The sequence below is a fragment of the Achromobacter sp. B7 genome (assembly GCF_003600685.1).
Lineage (GTDB): Bacteria > Pseudomonadota > Gammaproteobacteria > Burkholderiales > Burkholderiaceae_B > Achromobacter > Achromobacter spanius_B.
The window spans coordinates 1,225,379-1,244,632 of record NZ_CP032084.1 but is presented as its reverse complement, the minus strand read 5'-3'; the positions used below and the strand labels follow the sequence as shown (position 1 = coordinate 1,244,632).

Below are 19,254 nucleotides of genomic sequence, written 5' to 3'. Positions count from 1 at the left end.
AATCAGAACAAAGCACGAAAAAAAAGCCACCCCGAAGGGTGGCTTTATACGAACGAGCCGCAGCCCGTTCGTTCGCTTGCGCTTTATATCCAGACAGGGCTTGCGCCCTGCATTGGATTAGAAGCGGTGACGGACGCCCACGCCGACGGCGGTCGACTTCAGATCGTCGATGAAGGCGTAGTTCTTGGCGTACGAACCGTAGGCGTACAGGTTGGTGCGCTTGGACAGGTCGTAGGTGTAGCCCAGCGAGTAGACTTGGGTCGACTCATCGCCGCCGGTCAACTTGGTGTTGCTGGGATCAACCATTTGCCACGAACCGAACAGGCTGCTTGCGCCGCCGATCGGGGCGGACAGGCCGACCATGTACGAGTTGGCCTTGAAGCCGTCAGCGAAAGCGTTAGCACCGAAGTTCACGCTGCCGATGTTGGTGTCGACGCCTTGACCAGCGAACCAGCCGTCGGTCGTGCGAGCGTAGGCCAAAGCCAGCTTCACAACTTCGAAGTCGTACGAACCGCCGATGGCGTACTGACGCGGGGTGGCGTCAACCGAAGCCGACGACAGCTTGTTCGAGGCGTTCAGTTGGTCGTACGTCAGGGCGACGTTCAGGGGGCCGTTGACGTAGCGCAGACCGGTCGTGATGGCGCGGGTGTTGTCGGCGGTCTTGAAGCCGGTTTGCGAAGCGTTGGTGTCGTTCACGTTGAACGAGTAGCCGACGCCGAACTGGAAGCCGCTGAACGACGGGGTCTGATACATGACCATGTTGTCGTAGCGGTTCGTGTTGGCGGCGCTCAGAGCCACGCCGATGTTAGCTTGACCGAAGCCAGCGCCGAACGGGTCGATCGAGCCGAAGTACTTCGACGCGATGTTGGTTTGGCGACCGAAGTCCAGTTGACCCCAGCTGTCGCTGGCCAGACCGACGGTGGCTTGACGACCGAACAGGCGGCCGCCTTGAGCGGAGTTGCCGTTACCGGAGTTGAAACCCGATTCCAGTTGGAAAACAGCGCGCAGGCCGTCACCCAGGTCTTCCGAACCACGCAGACCCCAGCGCGAACCGTTCTGGACGCCGTTGATCATGCCGAAACGGCTGCCGTTCGCCGCATCGTTCGGGGCGCCGCTGATCTTGTTGTAGCCGAGGCCCGTGTCGATGATGCCGTACAGGGTGACAGACGTTTCTGCCTGGGCGACACCGGCAAAACCGGCGAGCAGGGCGGCAGCGAGCAGAGTCTTTTTCATTTAAGAAATCTCCGTTGATTTGAGTGACAAGAGCAGCAATCCAGCAAACCAGCCTGCCGCCCCCCTAACTCCGCGAAGGGAAGTTGACGCTATTGCATCAAAAATCGAGGGGACTGGCTATGGTCGGCATCAGAAAAGTGCAGGTTTGCGACACCCCTGTTGGGATCTTGCAACATCGCGAGGATGTCGCTCCAGTGGTGTTAGGGCTAACCCGAGCCCAAACGGGTAAGCACGTATCCATGCGACTTTCAGCCCTGCCCCTAATTATTCGGGGCGTTTTCCCGGCTGTCTTTCAGGCGCCTTTCGGCTCACGCTGCATCCGCTTTGTACACGGATATCGGTTTTCCCCCAATGAACGGGCGTCGTATCGACCGCCGGCACGTTCAATTCCAATAACATTGTTATTACTAAAAATCGTCGATATCATTCCCCCACCCTCTCCCCCACCCTTTCCCGCTTTTTTCTTCTGCCCATGCCCGTTTCCCCTTCCGACCATCCCGAACGCAATGAGCGCAACGAGCGCCTGAACGCGCTGCGGCGACAGATGGTCCTGGATGCCGCGCAGCGCGTCTTCGCGCGCGACGGCCTGGAAAAGACCACGATCCGGGCAATCGCGAAGGAAGCCGGCTGCACCACCGGCGCGATTTACCCCTGGTTTGCCGGCAAGGAAGCGCTTTATGGCGAACTGCTGGACGAGTCGCTGCTGGGCCTGCACGAACATCTGGCTGACGCGGCGGCCTGGCCCGCTTCCGGGGCGGCGCGCAAGACCATTCACGCCTTTTTCGAGTACTACGCCCAGCGGCCGACGGATTTTTCGCTGGGCCTGTACCTGTTCCAGGGGCTGGGGCCGCGCGGCCTGGGCAGGGACATGGACGAAAAGCTCAACGCCCGGCTGCGCCAATGCGTGGACCATATCGGCGCCGCGCTGGCGCGTACCAAGTCCTGGGACCCCGCCACCGTGGCGGTCGAACAGATGAACGTGTTCACCTACCTGATGGGACTGCTGCTGTTGCAGCACACGCATCGCCTGAAATCCCTGGGCCAGCAGGCCGACGCCCTGCTGGACCACTATTGCCTTGCCCTGGAGCAACGATGACCGCCGCCCTACCCGCCACGGACGCCGACGCGCCGCTGATCAGCCTGGCCGACTTTCACATCCTGCTGGCCGACCAGCATCCCTTTTCGCTGCTGTTGGGCATAGACGTCGTGCGCATCGGGCGGGGCACCGCCCGCGCCGTGCTGCCGGCCCGCGAGGCGCACCAGCGGCTGGGCGGCATCGTGGCCGGGCCTATGCTGATGGGGCTGGCCGATCTGGCCATGTACGCCGCCGTGGTCGGCGCCACGGGCCAGACGCACGCGGTCACGGCAAGCCTGACCATCAATTTCCTGCGCAAAAGCCCCGCCGGCGCCATTCATGCCGATGCACGGCTGCTGAAGGTGGGCAGATTGTCCGCCGGCGAAGTCGTCCTGACCGGCGAAGGCTCGGCCGAACCCGTGGCCCATATCGTGAGCACGTGGTCCGTGCCCAAGCCATGAACCTGCGTATCAGCATCGTGGGCATGGGCGACACCGGCACCCTGGCCGCCCGGCGCTTGCTGGAGGCCGAGCCCGACATCGCGCTGACCGTGTACGACCTGGACCCGGAACGCTGCGAACCTTTTCGCGGCTCGGCGACGTTGGCCACTTCCGCGCGCGAAGCCTTGGCGGAATCGGACACGGTCGTGCTGGCGCTACCGCGCGAACGGGAGATTGACCGCACGCTGGAACGCTTCAGTGATGGCGCGGTGACCGCGCCGATCCGGGGCAAGCTGATCGTGGACCTGGCGCCGCCCCCGCCGGAACGCGCGCACCGGTTGGATCGCGCGGTCGCCCTGGCCGGCGGCCGCTATACCAGCATCCCGGGGTTGGTCATCGACGATGCCGGCAGCATGGCGGGCGGTATTGCTGGTGGTATTGCGGGTGGTATTGCGGGCGGCATTGCCGGCAATCCGGCAGGCAACGCGCAGCGCCGGCTGCTACGCCTCTTGTTGTGCCCCGCCTGATCGGCAATAGCGTTCGGCCAGGGCTACGCACAGCGCCAGCCACGCCAGCGTGACGGCAAAGCCTGCCACCACGTCGCTGGCGAAATGCACTTGCAGCAAGATGCGGCTAAGGCCGATGGCCATGATCAGCGCACCCGCCGCCGCCACGCACGGCCAGCGCCACTGGGCCGGCGCCAAGCGCCACACCAGGTAGCAGGCGGTGCCGTAGACCGCCATCGCCGCCGACGCATGGCCGCTGGGAAAGCTCCAGCCCGCCGCTGCCGCGAAGCCGTGATCGTGCACCGGCCGCACGCGTTCAAAGCTGTGCTTGAGCACCCAATTCAGCGCGCCGCCCAAGCCCGTGGCAAGCGCGCAGAACACGGCCAGGCGCCACCACCCTGTCCACAGCAGGTAAAGCGTCATCAACACGCTGAGCACGGTCAGGAAATTGCGGTCGCCCAGGTACGTGAACCACGACAGCAGCCACAGCAGCGACGCGTTCATCGACATGCTCAACGCGTCTGCCAATGCGCCATCGAAGGCCACCACATCGCCCTGGCTATGCACTGCCCACGCCAGCACTCCAAAGATGGCCAACGCCAACATCACGCCTGCCGCGATGGCGCCGCGCCGGGTGTTGGTCGGCCGGCCCGCCACGATACGGACCGTGAACAGCGCCAAGGCGCCCGTCAATAACGGCAACGCAATAAACAATTCCAGGGCATGGGCCGCAGCCCATTGCGCGTACGAATCTGTCATGGCGCGGTCACCGCTCGACCGTGCTGACCAGCGTCTTGTCGACCGGTGCGAACACGTGGGTGGCCTCGGCATAGTCCCAGCGTTCGACATGGCACATCTGCTGGTCGCCCTCGCCTTCTCGCGTGATCACGTTGACGGAATTGGGCACGCTGCCACGCACCCGGCTTGAGCATGCCGTGCCCGCCTGCACGATCCAGCCCGCCGGCTTGCCCGCCGCCGACAGCGGCAGCACATACGGCAAGTGAATATGCCCGCCCAATACCAGATCGATACCCGACTGCGCCCAGGCCGCCAGCGCGCGTTCGCGCCCGTTAAGCAGGTTGGACAGGTCGGATTCCACCTTGGCGCGCACCGGATGATGCGCGACGACCACCCGCAATTGCCCGGGGCGCGCCTGCCGCAGCCGCTGCGCCACGCGCGCGATCTGCGCGTCGGAAATTTCGCCGTCCTTGTGGCGGCGCGGCCGCGTGGTGTTCACGCCGATGGCCAACAGGCCGGCGTTTTCGAACACTGGCTCCAGCACCGCGCCCAGCGCCCGCTTGTAGTTGCCGTAAGGATTCAGCGCGCGTGCAAACACGTTGATGAGCGGTATGTCGTGGTTGCCCGGCACGGCCAGCACGGGCAGCGACAGGCGTTCGATGAACTTGCGCGCCGCTGCGAATTGCCCGCGCCGCGCGCGCTGCGTGATATCGCCGCTTAGCACGACCAGATCCGGGTTCAGAGATCGCGCCAGGTCCAGCGCGGCCTCGACCACAGGTTTGCGCTCGGTGCCGAAATGCGTGTCGGACAGTTGCAATATCCGCGTCATGAGCGATCCAGGTATTGCGAGTCCGCGGGCACCACCAGCGGCAGCCTGTCGTCGGCCACCTTGAATTCCAGCGGCGTGTTCATCCAGGAAATCTCGCCGTCCATCGCGACCTTGACCCGATGGCGCCCCCGGATGCGCACCGTCATGCGATGAAAGCCGAAGCTGATGACGTGCTCGGCCTCGCCCAGGCGGCTGAAAAGGCCACGCACCAGCAGGCCGTAAAGCGCCAGCGTGCCGACCGGTTTAACCGTCATGGCCACCAGCCGGTCACGATCCAGATCCTGGGATTCGATGCCGACGTGTTCCAGCTGCAACTTGTTGTTGCCCACCACCAGCGTCGGTGTGCGCAGATCGCTTACCTGGCCCTTTTCTTCCAGTTGCAGCCGCAATTGACGCGGCGCTCGCAGCAGGGTCACCACGCCCGACCACAACGCCACCAGCCGGCTGCGGCCAAACCGCTGCTTGTAGGCCTCGCGGTCTTCCAGCAGCGTGGGATACAGCCCCAGGCTGGCGTTGACAAGGAACGGCCGGCCGTTCAGCTGGCCGACGCGTACCGGCTCGATATGGCCTTGCAGAAAGCCGCGCAGCGCAACGTCGGTGTCTTGCGAGATACCGTAGGCACGTCCGAAGTAATTGAACGTGCCTTGCGGCAGGATGCCGAACGGCACGCCCTTGCCCAGCACGGTGGCGGCCACCGCGTTCAGCGTACCGTCGCCGCCCGCCGCGATGACGACGCCTTGCTCGTCTTGCGCGCGCTTGACGGCCGACTGCGCCGTTTCGGTAAGGCGGGTGGGGTCGTCCACCGGCATCAGCGTGTAACGCCTGCCCGCTTCATCAAGAATGCCGCGGATAGTGTCTTGCAGGACCTGCGCGTCGCCGCGCCCCGATCCTGTATTGAGGACGATGAATAGCGGCTCTTGTCCCGTCAGGGATTGCGCTTCGGTGCCTGGGCGCTGGTCGGATGAAGTCATGGGAGAAAGATAGCCCATGCCGGTAAAACGCCGCAAGGCGGCATGCACGCCCGGTCCGAATCAACGGGTCTCGCGCGGCCGGGCCCGTTCCCCCAGGATCAACGGCCGATGGCGTACGCCTGCATCAGGCGCGGCGTTGCGGCTGCATGTAGCAGCCCGTCTTCATCGCGCGAGGCCGCCGTCAAGCGGCCAACCGACCACTCCGGCAATTCCTCGATTTGATGACCGCGTTGACGCAGGCCGTCGATCACGTCGGCGCCAAAGCTTGCCTCCAGCGCCAGATGGCCCGGCTTGCGATCACGCGGATAAAACGATGTCGGGAAGTGCATGGTGTGCGACATCGGCAGGTCGATGGCTTCCTGCAAATTCAGCCCGTGATGCACGTGACGCAGGAAGAACAGCAACTGCCATTGTTCCTGCTGATCCCCGCCCGGCGTGCCGAAGGCCAGGTACGGCTTGCCATCGCGCAGCGCCAAAGACGGCGTCAGCGTCGTGCGCGGACGCTTGCCCGGCGCCAGCGTGCCCGGCAAGCCCTCTTCCAGCCAGAACATCTGCGCGCGCGTGTTCAGGCCAAAGCCCAGTTCGGGTATCACCGGCGACGACTGGAACCAGCCACCCGACGGCGTGGCCGAAATCATGTTGCCCCAGCGATCGATCACGTCCACATGCGTCGTGTCGCCGCGCTTGGCCGATGCGCGCATATCGGCCAGCGTGGGCTCGTTGGTGGCGCTGCCAGGCGCGGACACCGGGGACAGGCGTTCCAGCGTGTCCATCACGCGCGCCACCTGCACCTCGAAGCCAGGCACCTGGCCGGGCAAGAGATCGTGCGAGGCCGTCTCGCCGATCAATGCGCGGCGCTCGTCGTTGTAGGCGTCCGACAGCAGGTGCGCCAGCGGCACGTCGATGAAAGCCGGGTCGCCGTAATAGGCTTCGCGGTCGGCGAAAGCCAGCTTCATCGCCTCGGTAACGCGGTGGATGAATTCAACGCTGTTCGGCCCCACGCCCGCCAGGTCCATGTTCTTCAACAACGCCAGCGTTTGCAGGAATACCGGGCCCTGGCTCCAGGCGCCGGCCTTGGCGACCGTGTAGCCGTGGTAGTCGTAGGTCAGCGGCGTGTCGTAGCTGGCCGACCAGCCGGCCAGATCGTCGGCCGTGATGACGCCTCGGTGCGTCGTGCCGCTTTCGTCCATGACGTCGGTATTGCGCGCGAATCGGTCGATTTCCTCGGCGATGAAACCCCGGTAGAAGGCGTCCCGCGCCGCCTCGATCTGGCGTTCGCGGTCAGCGCCCACGCTCTCCGCCTCTTTCAGCACGCGCGTCCACGTGCGCGCCAAGGCCGGATTGCGAAACAGCTTGCGCGCTTCGGGCACCTTGCCGCCGGGCACGTAGACCGCCGCGGTAGTGGGCCAATGGGTTTCAAAGAAATCCTTCAGGCCCGCGATGGTGTTGGAGATGCGCGGCATCAGCGCATGGCCGTGCTCGGCGTAATAGATGGCCGGTTCCAGCACATCGCGCACGCGCATCGTGCCGTGGTCGCGCAGCAGCAGCATCCAGGCGTCGAATGCGCCGGGGATCACGGTGGCCAACAGGCCGTTGCCCGGAATCAGCTTCAGCCCTTCGGCGCGGTATCGCTCAAGCGTGGCCGCCGCCGGCGTCGTGCCCTGCCCGCACAGCACTTCCAGCTTGCCCGTGCGCGCCGAATAGAAGATGGCCGGCACTTCGCCGGCGGGGCCGACCAGATGCGGCTCAACCACTTGCAGCACGAAGGCCGACGCCGCGCAGGCGTCGAACGCGTTGCCGCCGCGTTCCAGCAGCGACATGCCGGCCGCGCTGGCCAGCCAATGGGTAGAGGTCACGACACCAAAGGTGCCAAGGATTTCCGGGCGAGTCGTAAACATGATGCTTCCTGTAGCGGCGGCGCACGCCGCCCGCAAGTAAGAAAAACGGGATCCGATTCCGGATCCCGTCGTTGGCCGCCCGGCTTACTTCTTGGCGACGGTCACGCCCTTCAGGCGGATCAGGCCATCGGGGTAAGGCACAAAGCCTTCAACCTTCTTTTGCACGCCGAAGGTCCACGGCAGATAGAACAGGTAAACGATGGGGCGCTGGTCCTGCATGCTGGTCAGCACCTGGTCGTACAGCGCGCGGCGCTTGGCCGTGTCGGCCTCGCCGCGCGCATCGTTCAGCAGCTTGTCCACGCCTGCGTCGCAGAACTTGCCGTCGTTCAGGTTGCCCTTGCAGCTGACGTATTGATGGATATTGCCGCTGGGATCGACCCGGCCCGACCAACCGCTTTGACCCACTTCAAAGTCGCCGCGCGCCAGCGACGATTGCAACGACGCAAATTCCACCGGACGCAACGTGATGTCGAAGCCGGCTTCGGCACCCATGGCCTGCACCAGTTCGAACACTTGCTGCATGGTCGTATTGTTGCCGAAGGTGATTTCGAACTTCACGCGGTCATAGCCGGCTTCCTTCAACAACGCCTGCGCCTTCTTCGGGTCGCGGCCCTTGTGTTCGAAAGCGGTGTTGTAGGCAAAGCTGGCGGGCGGGAACGGCTGGTAGGCCGGTTGGAACATGCCTTCACCGATCACCTGGTTCAGCACGTCGCGGTCAATGGCCAGGTCCAGCGCCTGACGCACGCGCTTGTCCTTGGCCAGCGGGTTGTTGGCGCGCGCGCCGTTGCCCAGGTTGACCGAGATCGACTGGAAGCCCAGGCCCGTCACCGGAGCAAGGCGCAGGTTGCCGTCGTCCTTGACCGCCTTGGCGTCGCTGGGCGCCACGCGTTCGATGATGTCCAGGTCACCGGCGCGCAGATTGTTCAGGCGCACGGTGTTGTCGGGGATCGGCGTGTAGACCAGACGGTCGAAATGGAAGTTGGCGGCGTCCCAGTACTTGGGAAATTTCTCCAGCACGATGCGGTCGTTCTGCACGCGCTCCTTGAATTGATACGGGCCGGAACACACTGGCTTGCCGCCAGGATCCTTGTCGAAACTGGCCGGCGACATCATCATGCCCGCGCGGTCCGACAGCTGGGACAGCAGCGAGGCGTCGGGCTCGGACAGGGTCAGCACCACGGTGTTGGCATCGGGCGCGTCCACGCTGGCGACGGTGGCCAGTTCGCTCTTGCGGTTGCTGTCCGGCAGCGTGCGGGCACGGTCCAGGTTGGCCTTGACGGCCGCGGCATTGACCGGCGTGCCGTCATGGAACACGGCATCGGTGCGCAGCTTGAACGTCAGCGTTTTGTTGTCCGGGCCGATCGTCCAGGACTGCGCCAACTGGGGCACGATCTTCAGGTCGGGGGTGATGTCGACCAGCTTGTCGCACAGCGAGGCAAAGACGATGCGGCCCACGAAGGTGCGCGCACGCACCGGGTCCAGCACGTCCGGGTCGTCTTGCAGACCGATACGCAGGGTGGACTGGGCTTGCGCCAGACCGCTGGCCAGCATTCCCGCCATGGCCATGGCGAGGCAAAGTTTACGCATGAGTGTTCTCCGTCGTTGCATCTGTGGAATTCTGCGCCAGGCGCGCGGCGATTGTATAGAGCGGCGGCTGTCTGGCTGGTAAACACGGCCCATGACCGGCCGCCTCGCGGACGCCGGGTGGCGGGGAAATCAAGGCAGGCGGCAGGGTGCGGAAAAGTCCACCGCCGCCGTCACGGACTCGCGCAGCCGGGCAACCAGCGGGCGCGCGTCGTCGCGCCGGTACTGGAACGAATACGGCAAGGCGGCCGGCTCGGGGTCGCCTTGCAGCACGCGCAAGCTGCCTTCCGCTTGCAGGGCCTGGGCCCAGTGTTCGGGTATCAGCCCTACCCCGGTGCCTTCGATCAGCAGGCCGACAATGGCCCCCCAGTTGTTGCAGCAGAGCCGTTCGCCCGCGGCATCGCGCCCGGCCAGCCAGTCATCGATGATGCGGGTCGTGCCCGCGCCGGCCGGCAACGTCACCAGCGGCAGGCGGGCCAGCAGCGCGGGCGTCATGCGGGTGTCCGAGCCCAAGGCGGCGGGCGCCGCCGCCCAGGCAAAGCGGGCCTGGCCGATCGGAGTCGAGGCGATATTCGCTCGCGAAGACCGGCCGGCGATGACGGCAAAATCCAGCTCGCCATCGGCCACGCGCTGCTCCAGCACCTGCCCGATGTCCACATACGGCTCCAGCACCAGGTCGGGATAGGCGGCCCGCACCACGCCGATCAGGCGTGGCAGCCAGGTCAGGGCGGTCAATTCGCCCACGCCGAAGCGGCAGCGGCCGCGCAGCCCGGGTGTTTCCGCCATGGACGCCCGCACCTGGTCGGCGGCGGCCAGCAATTCCCGCGCCTGCGGCACAAGGCGCTGGCCGGCGTCGGTCAGCGCGGCCTTATGGCCGCTGCGGTCAAACAACGGCCGGCCCAGCGCGTCCTCAAGTTCGGTGATGCGTTTGGATAGCGACGACACCGACAGGTGCAGCCGTTCAGCGGCCACGGCAAAGCTGGCGCAGGTAGCGGCCCAGTAGAACGCTTCAAGTTGCTTGAGAGTCATGCGCGGATTGTAGGGCGGGCCCTTGCTGGCGCACGCGGTAGGCGCAGCGGCGCGCGCCGCTCAGGATATGTTCTTCGCGATCCACCTGCACGTCCGTGCCCAGCACTTTCCGAAACAGATCCAGTTCGCTGCGGCAAAAGCCCATACAGGCCTTGGCGGCTGAACAGATCGGACAGTGGTTTTCGATAAACAGGAAGTCGGCGCCGTCCTTGCGCAATTCGGCCATATAGCCTTCGGACGAGCGCACCTGCACCAGGCGGTCCAGGCGGGATGGCAGGTCGTGCGCGCCCGCCATCGCGCATTGGTAGCCTTCCAACATGGAGGCCTCGCGCGCCTGGATCAGCTTGTCCACGCCGTCCTCGCCGAACACCTGGCGCACGGCCCCGATCATCTGCACCGTCATTTCGGCGTGCGTGTCGGGAAAGCGGCCATGGCCGGCATCGGTCAGGAACCAGATCTGGGTAGGCCGACCGCGCCCGGCGCTGTGGCTTTCGGAGTCGACCAGCCCGTCTGCATGCAGCCTCGTCATTTGCTGACGCACTGCTTCGGCGGTCACGTCCATGGCCTTGGCGATGACGGCAACCGACTGCGGGCCGCGCGTCTTCAAGGTCATCAACACGCGGTCCGCCGGCTGATGCGGCATCCACGTGACGGGGTGGGACAGGCTGTCGGACATGACGATAACGATACTCCGGGCGTAAGGTTCCTATGGTGCCATGAACTTGGCGGCCCATCAGCGGGTTGCGTCAGCGCCGGCCTTCAGCGCCAACGTCGGGAGGCAACCTCGGGAGCCAACCTCCGGCTCCCACCTCCGGCGCCAAATTCAGCGCCTCAGGTCAGCGCCTCAGGTCAGCGCCTCAGGTCAGCGCCTCAGGTCATCGCCTCAGGTCATCGCCTCACGTCAGCGCCTCACATCGCCGCCTCCGCCTCCCAGCCGCCTCCCAGCGCCTTGTACAGCGCCACCAGCCGGGTATAGGAATCCGTTTCGGCAACCGCCACGGCGTCCTGGGCGCGCAAAAGCGTACGCTGCGCGTCCAGCACCGTCAAATACGGCGCACTCCCCTCGCGATAGCGCAGCTGCGCCAGTTCCGCCGCGCGCCGGCTGTGCGCCGCCGCCTGCGCCAGATTGCCCAAGCGCTGTTGGGTCTGGCCAAACTCGGTCAGCGCCGACTCCAGTTCTTGCACCGCTTGAAGCACCGTTTGCTGGTAGCGCGCCACCACCCCGTCGGCACGGGCGACGGCCGCGCGCTGTCTGGCCAGCGCCGTCGGCAGGTGCAGGGCCGGCCAGTTCACGCCCGATGCCACGCTGAACGCCCGGCTGGACGCCGCGCCGAAATCGGCACCACGTAACGCCACAAAACCCAGGAACCCGCCCAGGTCGATGCGGGGATAAAGCTCCGCCGTGGCTACTCCTATGTCTGCATTGGCGGCGGCCATATTGCGCTCGGCAGCGGCAACGTCCGGCCGACGCGACAGCAGCGCCGCCACGTCCCCGATGGGCAAGCGCGTTGCCAACGGGGTCAGCGGCTTGCCGGCACCCAGTTCAGCCAGTTCAACCGGGCGCAGCCCGGCCAATACCGCCAGCCGATACTGCGCCAGCCGCTTGGCCGTGACTTGCACGGGTACGCTGGCCTGCACGGTTTCCAGTTCGGCCCGCGCGCTGGCCAGATCGCCCTCGTCGCCCCGCCCGGCCTGCACCAGCGCCTGGGTCACACGCAGGCTGTCGCGCTGGCTTTCCAGGTTGGCGCGCGCCACGGCCAGGCGCTGCTCGGCGCCGCGCAGTTCGAAGTAATTGCGGGCAACCTCGGCCGCCACCACGATGCGCGTCTGGGCCAGATCCGCCGCCTGCGCCTGGCTGCGCGCCGCCGCGCCTTCGGCCGCTTGGCGTAGCCGCCCCCACAGGTCCAGTTCCCAGGTGGCGTCAAAACCGGCCCGATAACTTTGGGCCAGGTTGCGCTGGCCGGCCGTGCCCGCGTTGGCCTGCGACAGGCTGCGTTCATAGCGCCCGTCCAGCGTCACGGCGGGCAAGCGATCCAGTTCTTTTTCGTCCAGCACGGCGCGCGACTCCGCCAGGCGAGACTGGGCGATCCGGATGTCGTGATTACGGTTCAAGGCCAAGTCCACCAACTGGTCCAGCTGGGGGTCTTGCAGTTGCTTCCACCAGTCGCGTTGCAGCGCGTCGGACGAAAACAGCGCCTGCTCGGGGCTGGCCAGCACCACCGGCGCGTCTTGCGGGCGTTGGTAGTCGGGGCCCACGGCGCAGCCGGCCAACGCCAGCGCCAGTGCCAGTGTCAGCGTCAGCAGCGTTGATCGCAGCACGGCGCTCGGGCGGCGCGGACGATCGAGTCCAAAGACGAAGGCTGGGCGAATCGCGCGTTCGGGGCCGGCACCGAGGGCCGGGCGGCGCAGCGGTGCGGATGCGGAAACTTCAATCATGGTTGGCTCCTTAATGCGAGATGGCAGCGCGGCCATCTTCGGCTTGCGCCACGGCCAGTTCCCGCGCGCGCGGCGTGTCGCTGGCGGCGCGGTGGTCACGCGCGAGCACGGTGTAGACAGTAGGCAGCACGAACAACGTGAACAACGTGCCCACCAGCAATCCCACCACGATGACCAGGCCCAGGCTGTAACGGCTGTGCGCGCCCGCCCCCGTGGCGAACAGCAACGGGATCAGCCCCATCACCATCGCCGCCGTCGTCATCAGGATGGGACGCAAGCGGATGCGGGCGGCCTGCTCCATTGCCGCGCGCCGGTCGAGCCCGTGGCTGACCTGCATTTCGTTGGCGAATTCCACCATCAGGATGCCGTGCTTGCTGATCAGGCCGATCAGCGTCACCAGCCCGATCTGCGTATAGATGTTCACGGTGGCCATGCCCAGCGCCAGCGGAATCAGCGCGCCGCAGATCGACATCGGCACGCTGACCAGGATGATGAATGGGTCGCGCAGGCTTTCGTACTGCGCGGCCAGCACCAGATAGATGACGATGATGGCGAACAGAAACGTAATCATCAGTGCCGACCCTTCCTGGCTGAACTGGCGCGCATCCGATTGCCAGTCATAGCTGAAGCCGGCGGGCAGGTTTTTTGCCTGCTCCGACAGGAATGTCACCGCGTCGCCCATGGTGACGCCGGGCATCGGGATGGCCTGGAACGTGGCGGCGTTCAACTGGTTGAACTGCGTCAGCGAATTGGGCTCCACGCCCATGGAAACCGACACCAGATTCGACAGGGGCACCTGCGCGCCGCTGGCGCTTTTGACGTGGAACTGCGCCAAGGCCTGTGGCGACATACGCAGATCGCGACGGCTTTGCGGAATGACGTCATACGAGCGCCCGTCCATGCCGAAGCGGTTGACATAGTTTTCGCCCACCAGCACCGCCAGCGTATCGCCGATGTCTTTCATGGTGACGCCCAGGCTGTTGGCCTTGGCGCGGTCCACCGTCAGTTGCACCACCGGGTTGTTGTAGCCCAGGTCGCTGTCCACCACCATGAACAGCCCGCTGGCCCGCGCCGCCTGCTTCAAGCTTTCCATGGCCTCGTAGACGACGCGGTAATCGGCCGCGCTCATCAGCACCATCTGCACGGGCAGGCCGCCCGTGGACCCGGGCAACGACGGCAACTGGAATGCAAAGATGTTGCTGCCTTCTACCTGATTGGCCAGCGATTGCATGTCGGCCTGGATGGCATCGGCGTTGCGCTTGCGGTCTTGCCAGTCCACGAAGTCCACACCGCCGATGCTGTTGGACACGCCGTCCGACCCGTTGATCAGCCAGCGCCCTTTTTGCTCGGGCACGGTCTTCATCACGTCGTCCCACTTCTTGCCGAACTTTTCTACGTAGTCGATATTGGCGTGCTGCGGCGACTTGATGGCGGTCAGCACGGTGGATTGGTCTTCGACCGGCGCCAGCTCGCGCTGCGCGGCGTTGTACAGGAATGGCAGGCTGACGAGCACCGCCACGGCGATCAGCCCCGTCACCCAACGATGCCGCAACGACACGTCCAGCACGCGCCCATAGGCCTTGCCCAGCCGGCCGAACATCCGCTCGGCGTTGCGCGCCATCTTGCCTTCCGACACGTCGCGGTGCAGCAGGAACGAACTCATGACGGGCGACAAGGTCAGCGCAATGACGCCGGACACCACCACCGCGCCGGCCAGCGTAAAGGCAAACTCCTTGAACAGCGACCCCGTCAGCCCGCCCATCAGCCCGATGGGCGCATACACGGCAGCCAGCGTGATGGTCATGGCGATCACCGGCCCGGCAACTTCCCGCGCGCCGATCAACGCCGCGCGCACGGGCGATTTTCCTTCTTCGATGTGGCGATGCACGTTTTCCACAACCACGATGGCGTCGTCCACCACCAGCCCAATGGCCAGCACCATCGCCAGCAAGGTCAGCAGGTTCACGCTGAAGCCGAACAGCGCCATGATGGCCGCCCCGCCCAGCATGGAAAGCGGGATGGTGACCACGGGGATCAGCACCGCGCGCAACGAACCCAGGCAAAGAAAGATCACCACCACGACAATGGCGATGGCTTCCAGCAGCGTCTGCATCACGCCATCGATCGACGCGCTGATAAAGCGGGCCAGCTCGAACGGCACTTGCACGCTGGTGCCCGGCGGCAGGTTCTGCTTGATGTTGGGCAACAGTTCCTGCAAGCGCTTGACGATGACCAGCGGGTTACCCACAGGCGTGGCGTTCAGACCGAAGTAGACGGCGGGTTCGCCGTCCATCAAGCCGCTGGAATCCGTGGATGCCGCGCCCAATTCCACGGTGGCCACGTCGCCCAGCCGCACGATGGCGTCGCCGTCGCGCTTGACGACCAGGTCGCGAAATTGCGCCACATTGACCAGGTCGGTATTGACCTGGATGTTGGACACCACGTACAGGCCCTTGGCCTGGCCCGGCGCTGCCTGCACGTTGTTATCGCGCAGCGCCTGCGCCAGTTCGCCCGCCGAGATACCGCGCGCGGCCATGCGGTCCGGGTCCAGCCAGACGCGCATGGCCAGCTTTTGGCCGCCATACAGTTCCACACTGGCCACGCCGTCAATCGAGGACAGCTGCGGCTGCACCACGCGCGACAAATAATCGGTCAATGCCGCCAGCGACAGCGTCGAACTGGCAAACCCCACATAGGCGACGGCGGTCGCCTCGCCCGCCGACTTGACCAGCACGGGGTCGTACACGTCCTGCGGCAGCCGGTACTTCACCTCGTTGACCTTGGCCATCACCTCGGTCATGGCTTTGTTGGAATCGGCGTTCAACTTCATCCGCACCGTGATCACGCTGCGGCCCTGGGTGGACGAGGACGACAGGTAGTCGATGCCTTCCACCGTCGCGACTGATTGCGCGATGGGCTGCGTGACGAAGCCTTGCATCAGGTCGGGCGAGGCGCCCGGGTATTGGGTGGTGATGGTGATGGTGGTGCTTTCGGTCAGCGGGTACTGCCGCACCGGCAGGCCGCTTAACGCCTTGATGCCCAGCAACAGGATCAGCGTGCTGACCACCAGCGCCAGCACCGGCCGGCGCACGAAAAGATCGGTGAATGTCATGATGCCTCCGCCGGTGCGCCCAACGCGACGGTGTCTGTGCCGGTCACGTCAACGGCCGCGCCGTTGTGTAGGCGAAGCTGGCCCGACGTCACCACCTGATCGCCCGCGTTCAGGCCTTCAGTGACAACGACCCGGCCATGCAGGCGCTCGGCCGTCTTGACGTAGGCTTGCCGCACCGTGGCGGGCGTGGCGGGCGCGGCGGACGCGCCCGGCTTGGGCGGCGTCAGCACGTAGACGGAATCGCCGTAAGCGCTATAGCTGATGGCCGTTTCCGGCACCGTGATCACATCGGGCCGGTCGGGCAGGCGGATGCGGCCGTGCGCGAACATGCCGGCGGCCAGCGCGCCATCGGCGTTGGCCAAGGTCGCCTGCACGCGCACGGTGCGCGATCCCGCGTCCACCTGCGGTTCCACGGTGGTGACCTGGCCGGGAAATTGCCGGTCGGCATACGCATCCACCGTCACCGCCACCGTCTGGCCGGCGCGCACGGCGCCCAGCGCCTGTTCTGGCAGGGTGATATTTGCGTACAGCGTGGAAGCGTCGGTCAGCGACACCAGCGGATCGCCGGCGCGGGCGAATTGGCCCAGATGCACACGGCGCACGCCCAACATGCCGTCGAACGGCGCCTTGACGCGCTTTTGCTCGATCAGCGCCTGTACGCGGCGGATATCGGCGGCGGCCTGGTCGTAATCCGCCTGCGCCTGATCCAGCTGTTCACGCGTGGCCGCCTGTTGCGGCAGTAGCCGGCGCGTGCGTTCCAACAACGCGCGCGCATTGCGGGCCTGCGCCTGCAGCCGCGCCAGCTCGCCGCGTTCCGGCGCGTCGTTCATCTGCACCAGCAGTTGGCCGGCCTTCACCGTTTGGCCTGCCGTGAAAAAAATCTGCGTGACCCGGCCATCCACTTCGGCGGGCACCTGCACCTGGCGCGTGGCCTCTAACGAGCCGATGCCGGTCAGCGCCATCGGAAAGTCCGCCTGCACGGCGGGCGCCACCGCAACCTTGGCCGGCGCCATCGCCCACCCGCCCTGCTGCGGCGCGCGGCCCGCCTTCCACGCCCACCCACCTGCCAACGCCCCCGCCAGCACAAGGGCCCCTACGGCCCAGGCTCCAGATTTCGCCTTCATGATCTTCTCTTTATTAATCCAAGAATACGCTTGGATAATCCTTGATTCGCCCCATTTCGTCAAAGTGGACATTGCAATGCGCCGCATAGCGCGCCGCTATCGGCCTTCAGCGGCGGCACAGGGGCGAAAAAAAAACCGCCAGACAAGGCTGGCGGTTTTCAGGGTTGGCGTGTCGGCCGGGCGGTAGGCGGCCGGCCGACGGTCAGGTGCGGACCATGTGCAGGTAATGGCGATGGCGTTCGTACTGGTCCAGGATGTCGCCGATGACGGCGTCGCGGCTCCAGCCCATGATGTCGTAGTCCTGCCCGCCTTCGCGCAGGTGGACTTCGGCGCGGAAGTACTTGCGTTCTTCTTCGTCGGCCGCTTCGTCCGGCGTCAGGCTGGGGCGCACGAACGCCTCGGGCTGCACGGCATACGAGAAGTCCAGGTGCTCGCCGTGCGAGACCTCAAGAATGGCGCTGCCGTCGGCCTCGACTTCGCGCACTTCTACCGCATAGCCCTGCTTGCGCAGTTCCTCGGCCACGTCGTCCAGCGCAGGCCGCACCACGTCGCTGATAAAGCGCTGCACGTGCGAGCGGCGCGGCATCATCACCATGTTGCGCAGCCGCCGTTCCCACGATTGGCCGCCACGCGCGGGGCGCGACAAGGTCAAGGACTGATAGCGAATGCCGCGCTTGGTGGCGTCCAGTTTCAGCGCCTTGAACAGCCCCCACAGGGACAGCAGCAAGATGATCGAAAACGGCAGCGCGCTGGCGATGGTGGCCGTCTGCAAGGCGGTCAGCCCGTCGGCGAGCAACAGCGCGATGGCAACCGCGCCCATCAGCACCGACCAGAAAATACGCTGCCACACGGGCGTGCGGTCCGACCCGCCCGAGGCCAGCAGGTCAACCACCAGCGCGCCCGAGTCGGCGGAGGTCACGAAAAACACCGCGACCATCGCAATGGCCACCACCGACAGCACGCTGCTCCAGGGCAGATGTTCCAGGAAGGCGAACAGGGCCAGCGACGAATCGGCTTCGACCACCTCGGCCAGGCCCTGCACCTTGTCCACCAGGATCATGTGGATGGCCGTGTCGCCAAACACCGTCATCCAGAACAGGGTGAACCCCGCCGGCACAAGCAGCACGCCGGTGACGAATTCGCGGATGGTGCGCCCGCGCGAGATGCGCGCGATGAACAGGCCCACGAATGGCGACCACGCAATCCACCAGCCCCAGTAGAACAAGGTCCAGCCACCAATCCAGTCGGTGGGCTCGTAGGCATACAGGTTGAAGGTCTTGTTGACGATGTCGGACAGGTACGCGCCCGTGTTCTGCACGAAGGTCTGGAACAGGAACACGGTGGGGCCGACCACCAGCACGAACAGCAGCAACACGGCCGCCAGCACCAGATTGGTCTCGGACAGGATGCGGATGCCCTTGTCCAGACCGCTGGCCACCGACAGCGTGGCCAGGCCGCAAGTGACGACGATGAGGATGATCTGCGTCGTCACCCCGACCGGGACGCCGAACAGGTGGTTCAGCCCGCTGTTGATCTGCGCCACGCCCAGGCCCAGCGACGTCGCCACGCCCAGCACCGTGCCGATGATGGCGAAGATGTCGACGGCATGGCCGATGGGGCCGTGGATGCGGTTGCCGATCAGCGGATACAGGGCCGAACGCAGCGTCAGCGGCAGCCCATGGCGGTAGCTGAAGAACGCCAGGATCAGCGCCACCACCGCATAGATCGCCCACGCATGCAGGCCCCAATGGAAGAACGTGATCTTCATGGCCTCGCGCGCGGCGATGGCCGTGCCGCCCTCGCCGACCGGCGGCGACATGAAGTGCATCACCGGTTCGGCAACCCCGAAGAACATCAGGCCAATGCCCATGCCCGCGGAAAACAGCATCGCAAACCAGGTGAAATTGCGGTAGTCGGGCTCGCTATGGTCCGGCCCGAGCTTGATGTCGCCGTAGCGGCTCAAGGCCAGGAACACCACGGCCAGCAAGATGATGGCCACGACCAGGATGTAGAACCAGCTGACGTTGCCCAGGATCCAGCCTTGCACGGATTCAAAAAGGCTTTGCGCACGCTCGGGCGCAAGAATCGCGAATCCGACCAACAACAGCGTGAAGATCGCCGCCGGGAAGAACACCGGGAGGTTGATGGTGGATGGTCGGGTTTCTGAAGACATGCAGCAGCTCCTTTCGCCCAGGGTTGCGAATTTCGGCGCCGGCCCCCTCAGCCCGACCGTTGCGCCGCGGTTATTACTATCACGGCCGGCATGCGGCTGACAATCT

Annotated in this window: 15 protein-coding genes; 3 read left to right on the top strand and 12 right to left on the bottom strand. The window is 65.5% G+C overall.

The window, feature by feature from the left end; all coding sequences use genetic code 11:
* Positions 1–117 precede the first annotated feature (117 nt).
* Positions 118–1,233: a porin gene (locus DVB37_RS05575; protein WP_104142964.1), complete on the bottom strand. Its 1,116-nt coding sequence runs from the start codon at positions 1,231–1,233 to the stop codon at positions 118–120.
* A gap of 472 nt (positions 1,234–1,705) precedes the next feature.
* On the opposite strand from DVB37_RS05575, the gene DVB37_RS05570 reads away from it, so the two are divergent.
* Genes DVB37_RS05570 through DVB37_RS05560 form a run of 3 tightly spaced genes read left to right on the top strand, consistent with a single transcriptional unit; the run spans position 1,706 to position 3,275 of the window.
* Entirely contained in the window at positions 1,706–2,329 is a 624-nt protein-coding gene (locus DVB37_RS05570) for a TetR/AcrR family transcriptional regulator (RefSeq protein WP_120154219.1), read from the top strand.
* Positions 2,326–2,769 (top strand): PaaI family thioesterase, encoded by a 444-nt coding sequence (locus tag DVB37_RS05565; RefSeq protein WP_046802535.1) that lies wholly within the window; start codon positions 2,326–2,328, stop codon positions 2,767–2,769. Before DVB37_RS05570 ends, DVB37_RS05565 begins: the two co-directional genes overlap by 4 nt.
* Complete coding sequence (locus tag DVB37_RS05560) at positions 2,766–3,275, top strand: NAD(P)-binding domain-containing protein (RefSeq protein ID WP_240434044.1); 510 nt, start codon at positions 2,766–2,768, stop codon at positions 3,273–3,275. The genes DVB37_RS05565 and DVB37_RS05560 overlap by 4 nt, the downstream gene beginning before the upstream one ends.
* Here the strand turns inward: DVB37_RS05560 and DVB37_RS05555 are convergent.
* From DVB37_RS05555 to DVB37_RS05505, 11 genes are all read right to left on the bottom strand, one after another.
* Positions 3,249–4,013 carry a phosphatase PAP2 family protein gene (locus tag DVB37_RS05555; protein WP_120154217.1) on the bottom strand — a complete coding sequence of 255 codons (765 nt, stop codon included), beginning with the start codon at positions 4,011–4,013 and terminating at the stop codon, positions 3,249–3,251. The two genes, DVB37_RS05560 and DVB37_RS05555, sit on opposite strands and share 27 nt — an antisense overlap.
* A gap of 7 nt (positions 4,014–4,020) precedes the next feature.
* Positions 4,021–4,821: a metallophosphoesterase gene (locus DVB37_RS05550; protein ID WP_046802533.1), complete on the bottom strand. Its 801-nt coding sequence runs from the start codon at positions 4,819–4,821 to the stop codon at positions 4,021–4,023.
* Complete coding sequence (locus DVB37_RS05545; protein WP_162941164.1) at positions 4,818–5,792, bottom strand: diacylglycerol kinase family protein; 975 nt, start codon at positions 5,790–5,792, stop codon at positions 4,818–4,820. The genes DVB37_RS05550 and DVB37_RS05545 overlap by 4 nt, the downstream gene beginning before the upstream one ends.
* Before the next feature lie 98 nt (positions 5,793–5,890).
* Positions 5,891–7,690, bottom strand: coding sequence for a gamma-glutamyltransferase family protein (locus tag DVB37_RS05540; protein ID WP_120154215.1), 1,800 nt, complete (start codon positions 7,688–7,690; stop codon positions 5,891–5,893).
* Between the two features lie 84 nt (positions 7,691–7,774).
* Positions 7,775–9,277: an ABC transporter substrate-binding protein gene (locus DVB37_RS05535; protein WP_104142956.1), complete on the bottom strand. Its 1,503-nt coding sequence runs from the start codon at positions 9,275–9,277 to the stop codon at positions 7,775–7,777.
* 129 nt (positions 9,278–9,406) lie between these two features.
* Complete coding sequence (locus DVB37_RS05530; RefSeq protein ID WP_046802530.1) at positions 9,407–10,303, bottom strand: LysR family transcriptional regulator; 897 nt, start codon at positions 10,301–10,303, stop codon at positions 9,407–9,409.
* Positions 10,284–10,979 carry a metalloregulator ArsR/SmtB family transcription factor gene (locus tag DVB37_RS05525; RefSeq protein WP_120154213.1) on the bottom strand — a complete coding sequence of 232 codons (696 nt, stop codon included), beginning with the start codon at positions 10,977–10,979 and terminating at the stop codon, positions 10,284–10,286. The genes DVB37_RS05530 and DVB37_RS05525 overlap by 20 nt, the downstream gene beginning before the upstream one ends.
* 233 nt (positions 10,980–11,212) lie before the next feature.
* Positions 11,213–12,739, bottom strand: coding sequence for an efflux transporter outer membrane subunit (locus DVB37_RS05520; RefSeq protein WP_240434043.1), 1,527 nt, complete (start codon positions 12,737–12,739; stop codon positions 11,213–11,215).
* Between the two features lie 10 nt (positions 12,740–12,749).
* Positions 12,750–15,851 carry a MexW/MexI family multidrug efflux RND transporter permease subunit gene (locus DVB37_RS05515; RefSeq protein WP_120154211.1) on the bottom strand — a complete coding sequence of 1,034 codons (3,102 nt, stop codon included), beginning with the start codon at positions 15,849–15,851 and terminating at the stop codon, positions 12,750–12,752.
* Complete coding sequence (locus DVB37_RS05510) at positions 15,848–16,975, bottom strand: efflux RND transporter periplasmic adaptor subunit (RefSeq protein ID WP_120154209.1); 1,128 nt, start codon at positions 16,973–16,975, stop codon at positions 15,848–15,850. Before DVB37_RS05510 ends, DVB37_RS05515 begins: the two co-directional genes overlap by 4 nt.
* Positions 16,976–17,177: 202 nt before the next feature.
* Positions 17,178–19,148 carry a choline BCCT transporter BetT gene (locus DVB37_RS05505; protein WP_120154207.1) on the bottom strand — a complete coding sequence of 657 codons (1,971 nt, stop codon included), beginning with the start codon at positions 19,146–19,148 and terminating at the stop codon, positions 17,178–17,180.
* Positions 19,149–19,254: the final 106 nt, after the last annotated feature.

Coding starts and splice junctions, on each gene's coding strand:
- DVB37_RS05575 (WP_104142964.1), bottom strand. CDS start 1,233: ATGAAAAAGACTCTGCTCGCTGCCGCCCTGCTCGCCGGTTTTGCCGGT.
- DVB37_RS05570 (WP_120154219.1), top strand. CDS start 1,706: ATGCCCGTTTCCCCTTCCGACCATCCCGAACGCAATGAGCGCAACGAG.
- DVB37_RS05565 (WP_046802535.1), top strand. CDS start 2,326: ATGACCGCCGCCCTACCCGCCACGGACGCCGACGCGCCGCTGATCAGC.
- DVB37_RS05560 (WP_240434044.1), top strand. CDS start 2,766: ATGAACCTGCGTATCAGCATCGTGGGCATGGGCGACACCGGCACCCTG.
- DVB37_RS05555 (WP_120154217.1), bottom strand. CDS start 4,013: ATGACAGATTCGTACGCGCAATGGGCTGCGGCCCATGCCCTGGAATTG.
- DVB37_RS05550 (WP_046802533.1), bottom strand. CDS start 4,821: ATGACGCGGATATTGCAACTGTCCGACACGCATTTCGGCACCGAGCGC.
- DVB37_RS05545 (WP_162941164.1), bottom strand. CDS start 5,792: ATGACTTCATCCGACCAGCGCCCAGGCACCGAAGCGCAATCCCTGACG.
- DVB37_RS05540 (WP_120154215.1), bottom strand. CDS start 7,690: ATGTTTACGACTCGCCCGGAAATCCTTGGCACCTTTGGTGTCGTGACC.
- DVB37_RS05535 (WP_104142956.1), bottom strand. CDS start 9,277: ATGCGTAAACTTTGCCTCGCCATGGCCATGGCGGGAATGCTGGCCAGC.
- DVB37_RS05530 (WP_046802530.1), bottom strand. CDS start 10,303: ATGACTCTCAAGCAACTTGAAGCGTTCTACTGGGCCGCTACCTGCGCC.
- DVB37_RS05525 (WP_120154213.1), bottom strand. CDS start 10,979: ATGTCCGACAGCCTGTCCCACCCCGTCACGTGGATGCCGCATCAGCCG.
- DVB37_RS05520 (WP_240434043.1), bottom strand. CDS start 12,739: ATGATTGAAGTTTCCGCATCCGCACCGCTGCGCCGCCCGGCCCTCGGT.
- DVB37_RS05515 (WP_120154211.1), bottom strand. CDS start 15,851: ATGACATTCACCGATCTTTTCGTGCGCCGGCCGGTGCTGGCGCTGGTG.
- DVB37_RS05510 (WP_120154209.1), bottom strand. CDS start 16,975: ATGAAGGCGAAATCTGGAGCCTGGGCCGTAGGGGCCCTTGTGCTGGCG.
- DVB37_RS05505 (WP_120154207.1), bottom strand. CDS start 19,148: ATGTCTTCAGAAACCCGACCATCCACCATCAACCTCCCGGTGTTCTTC.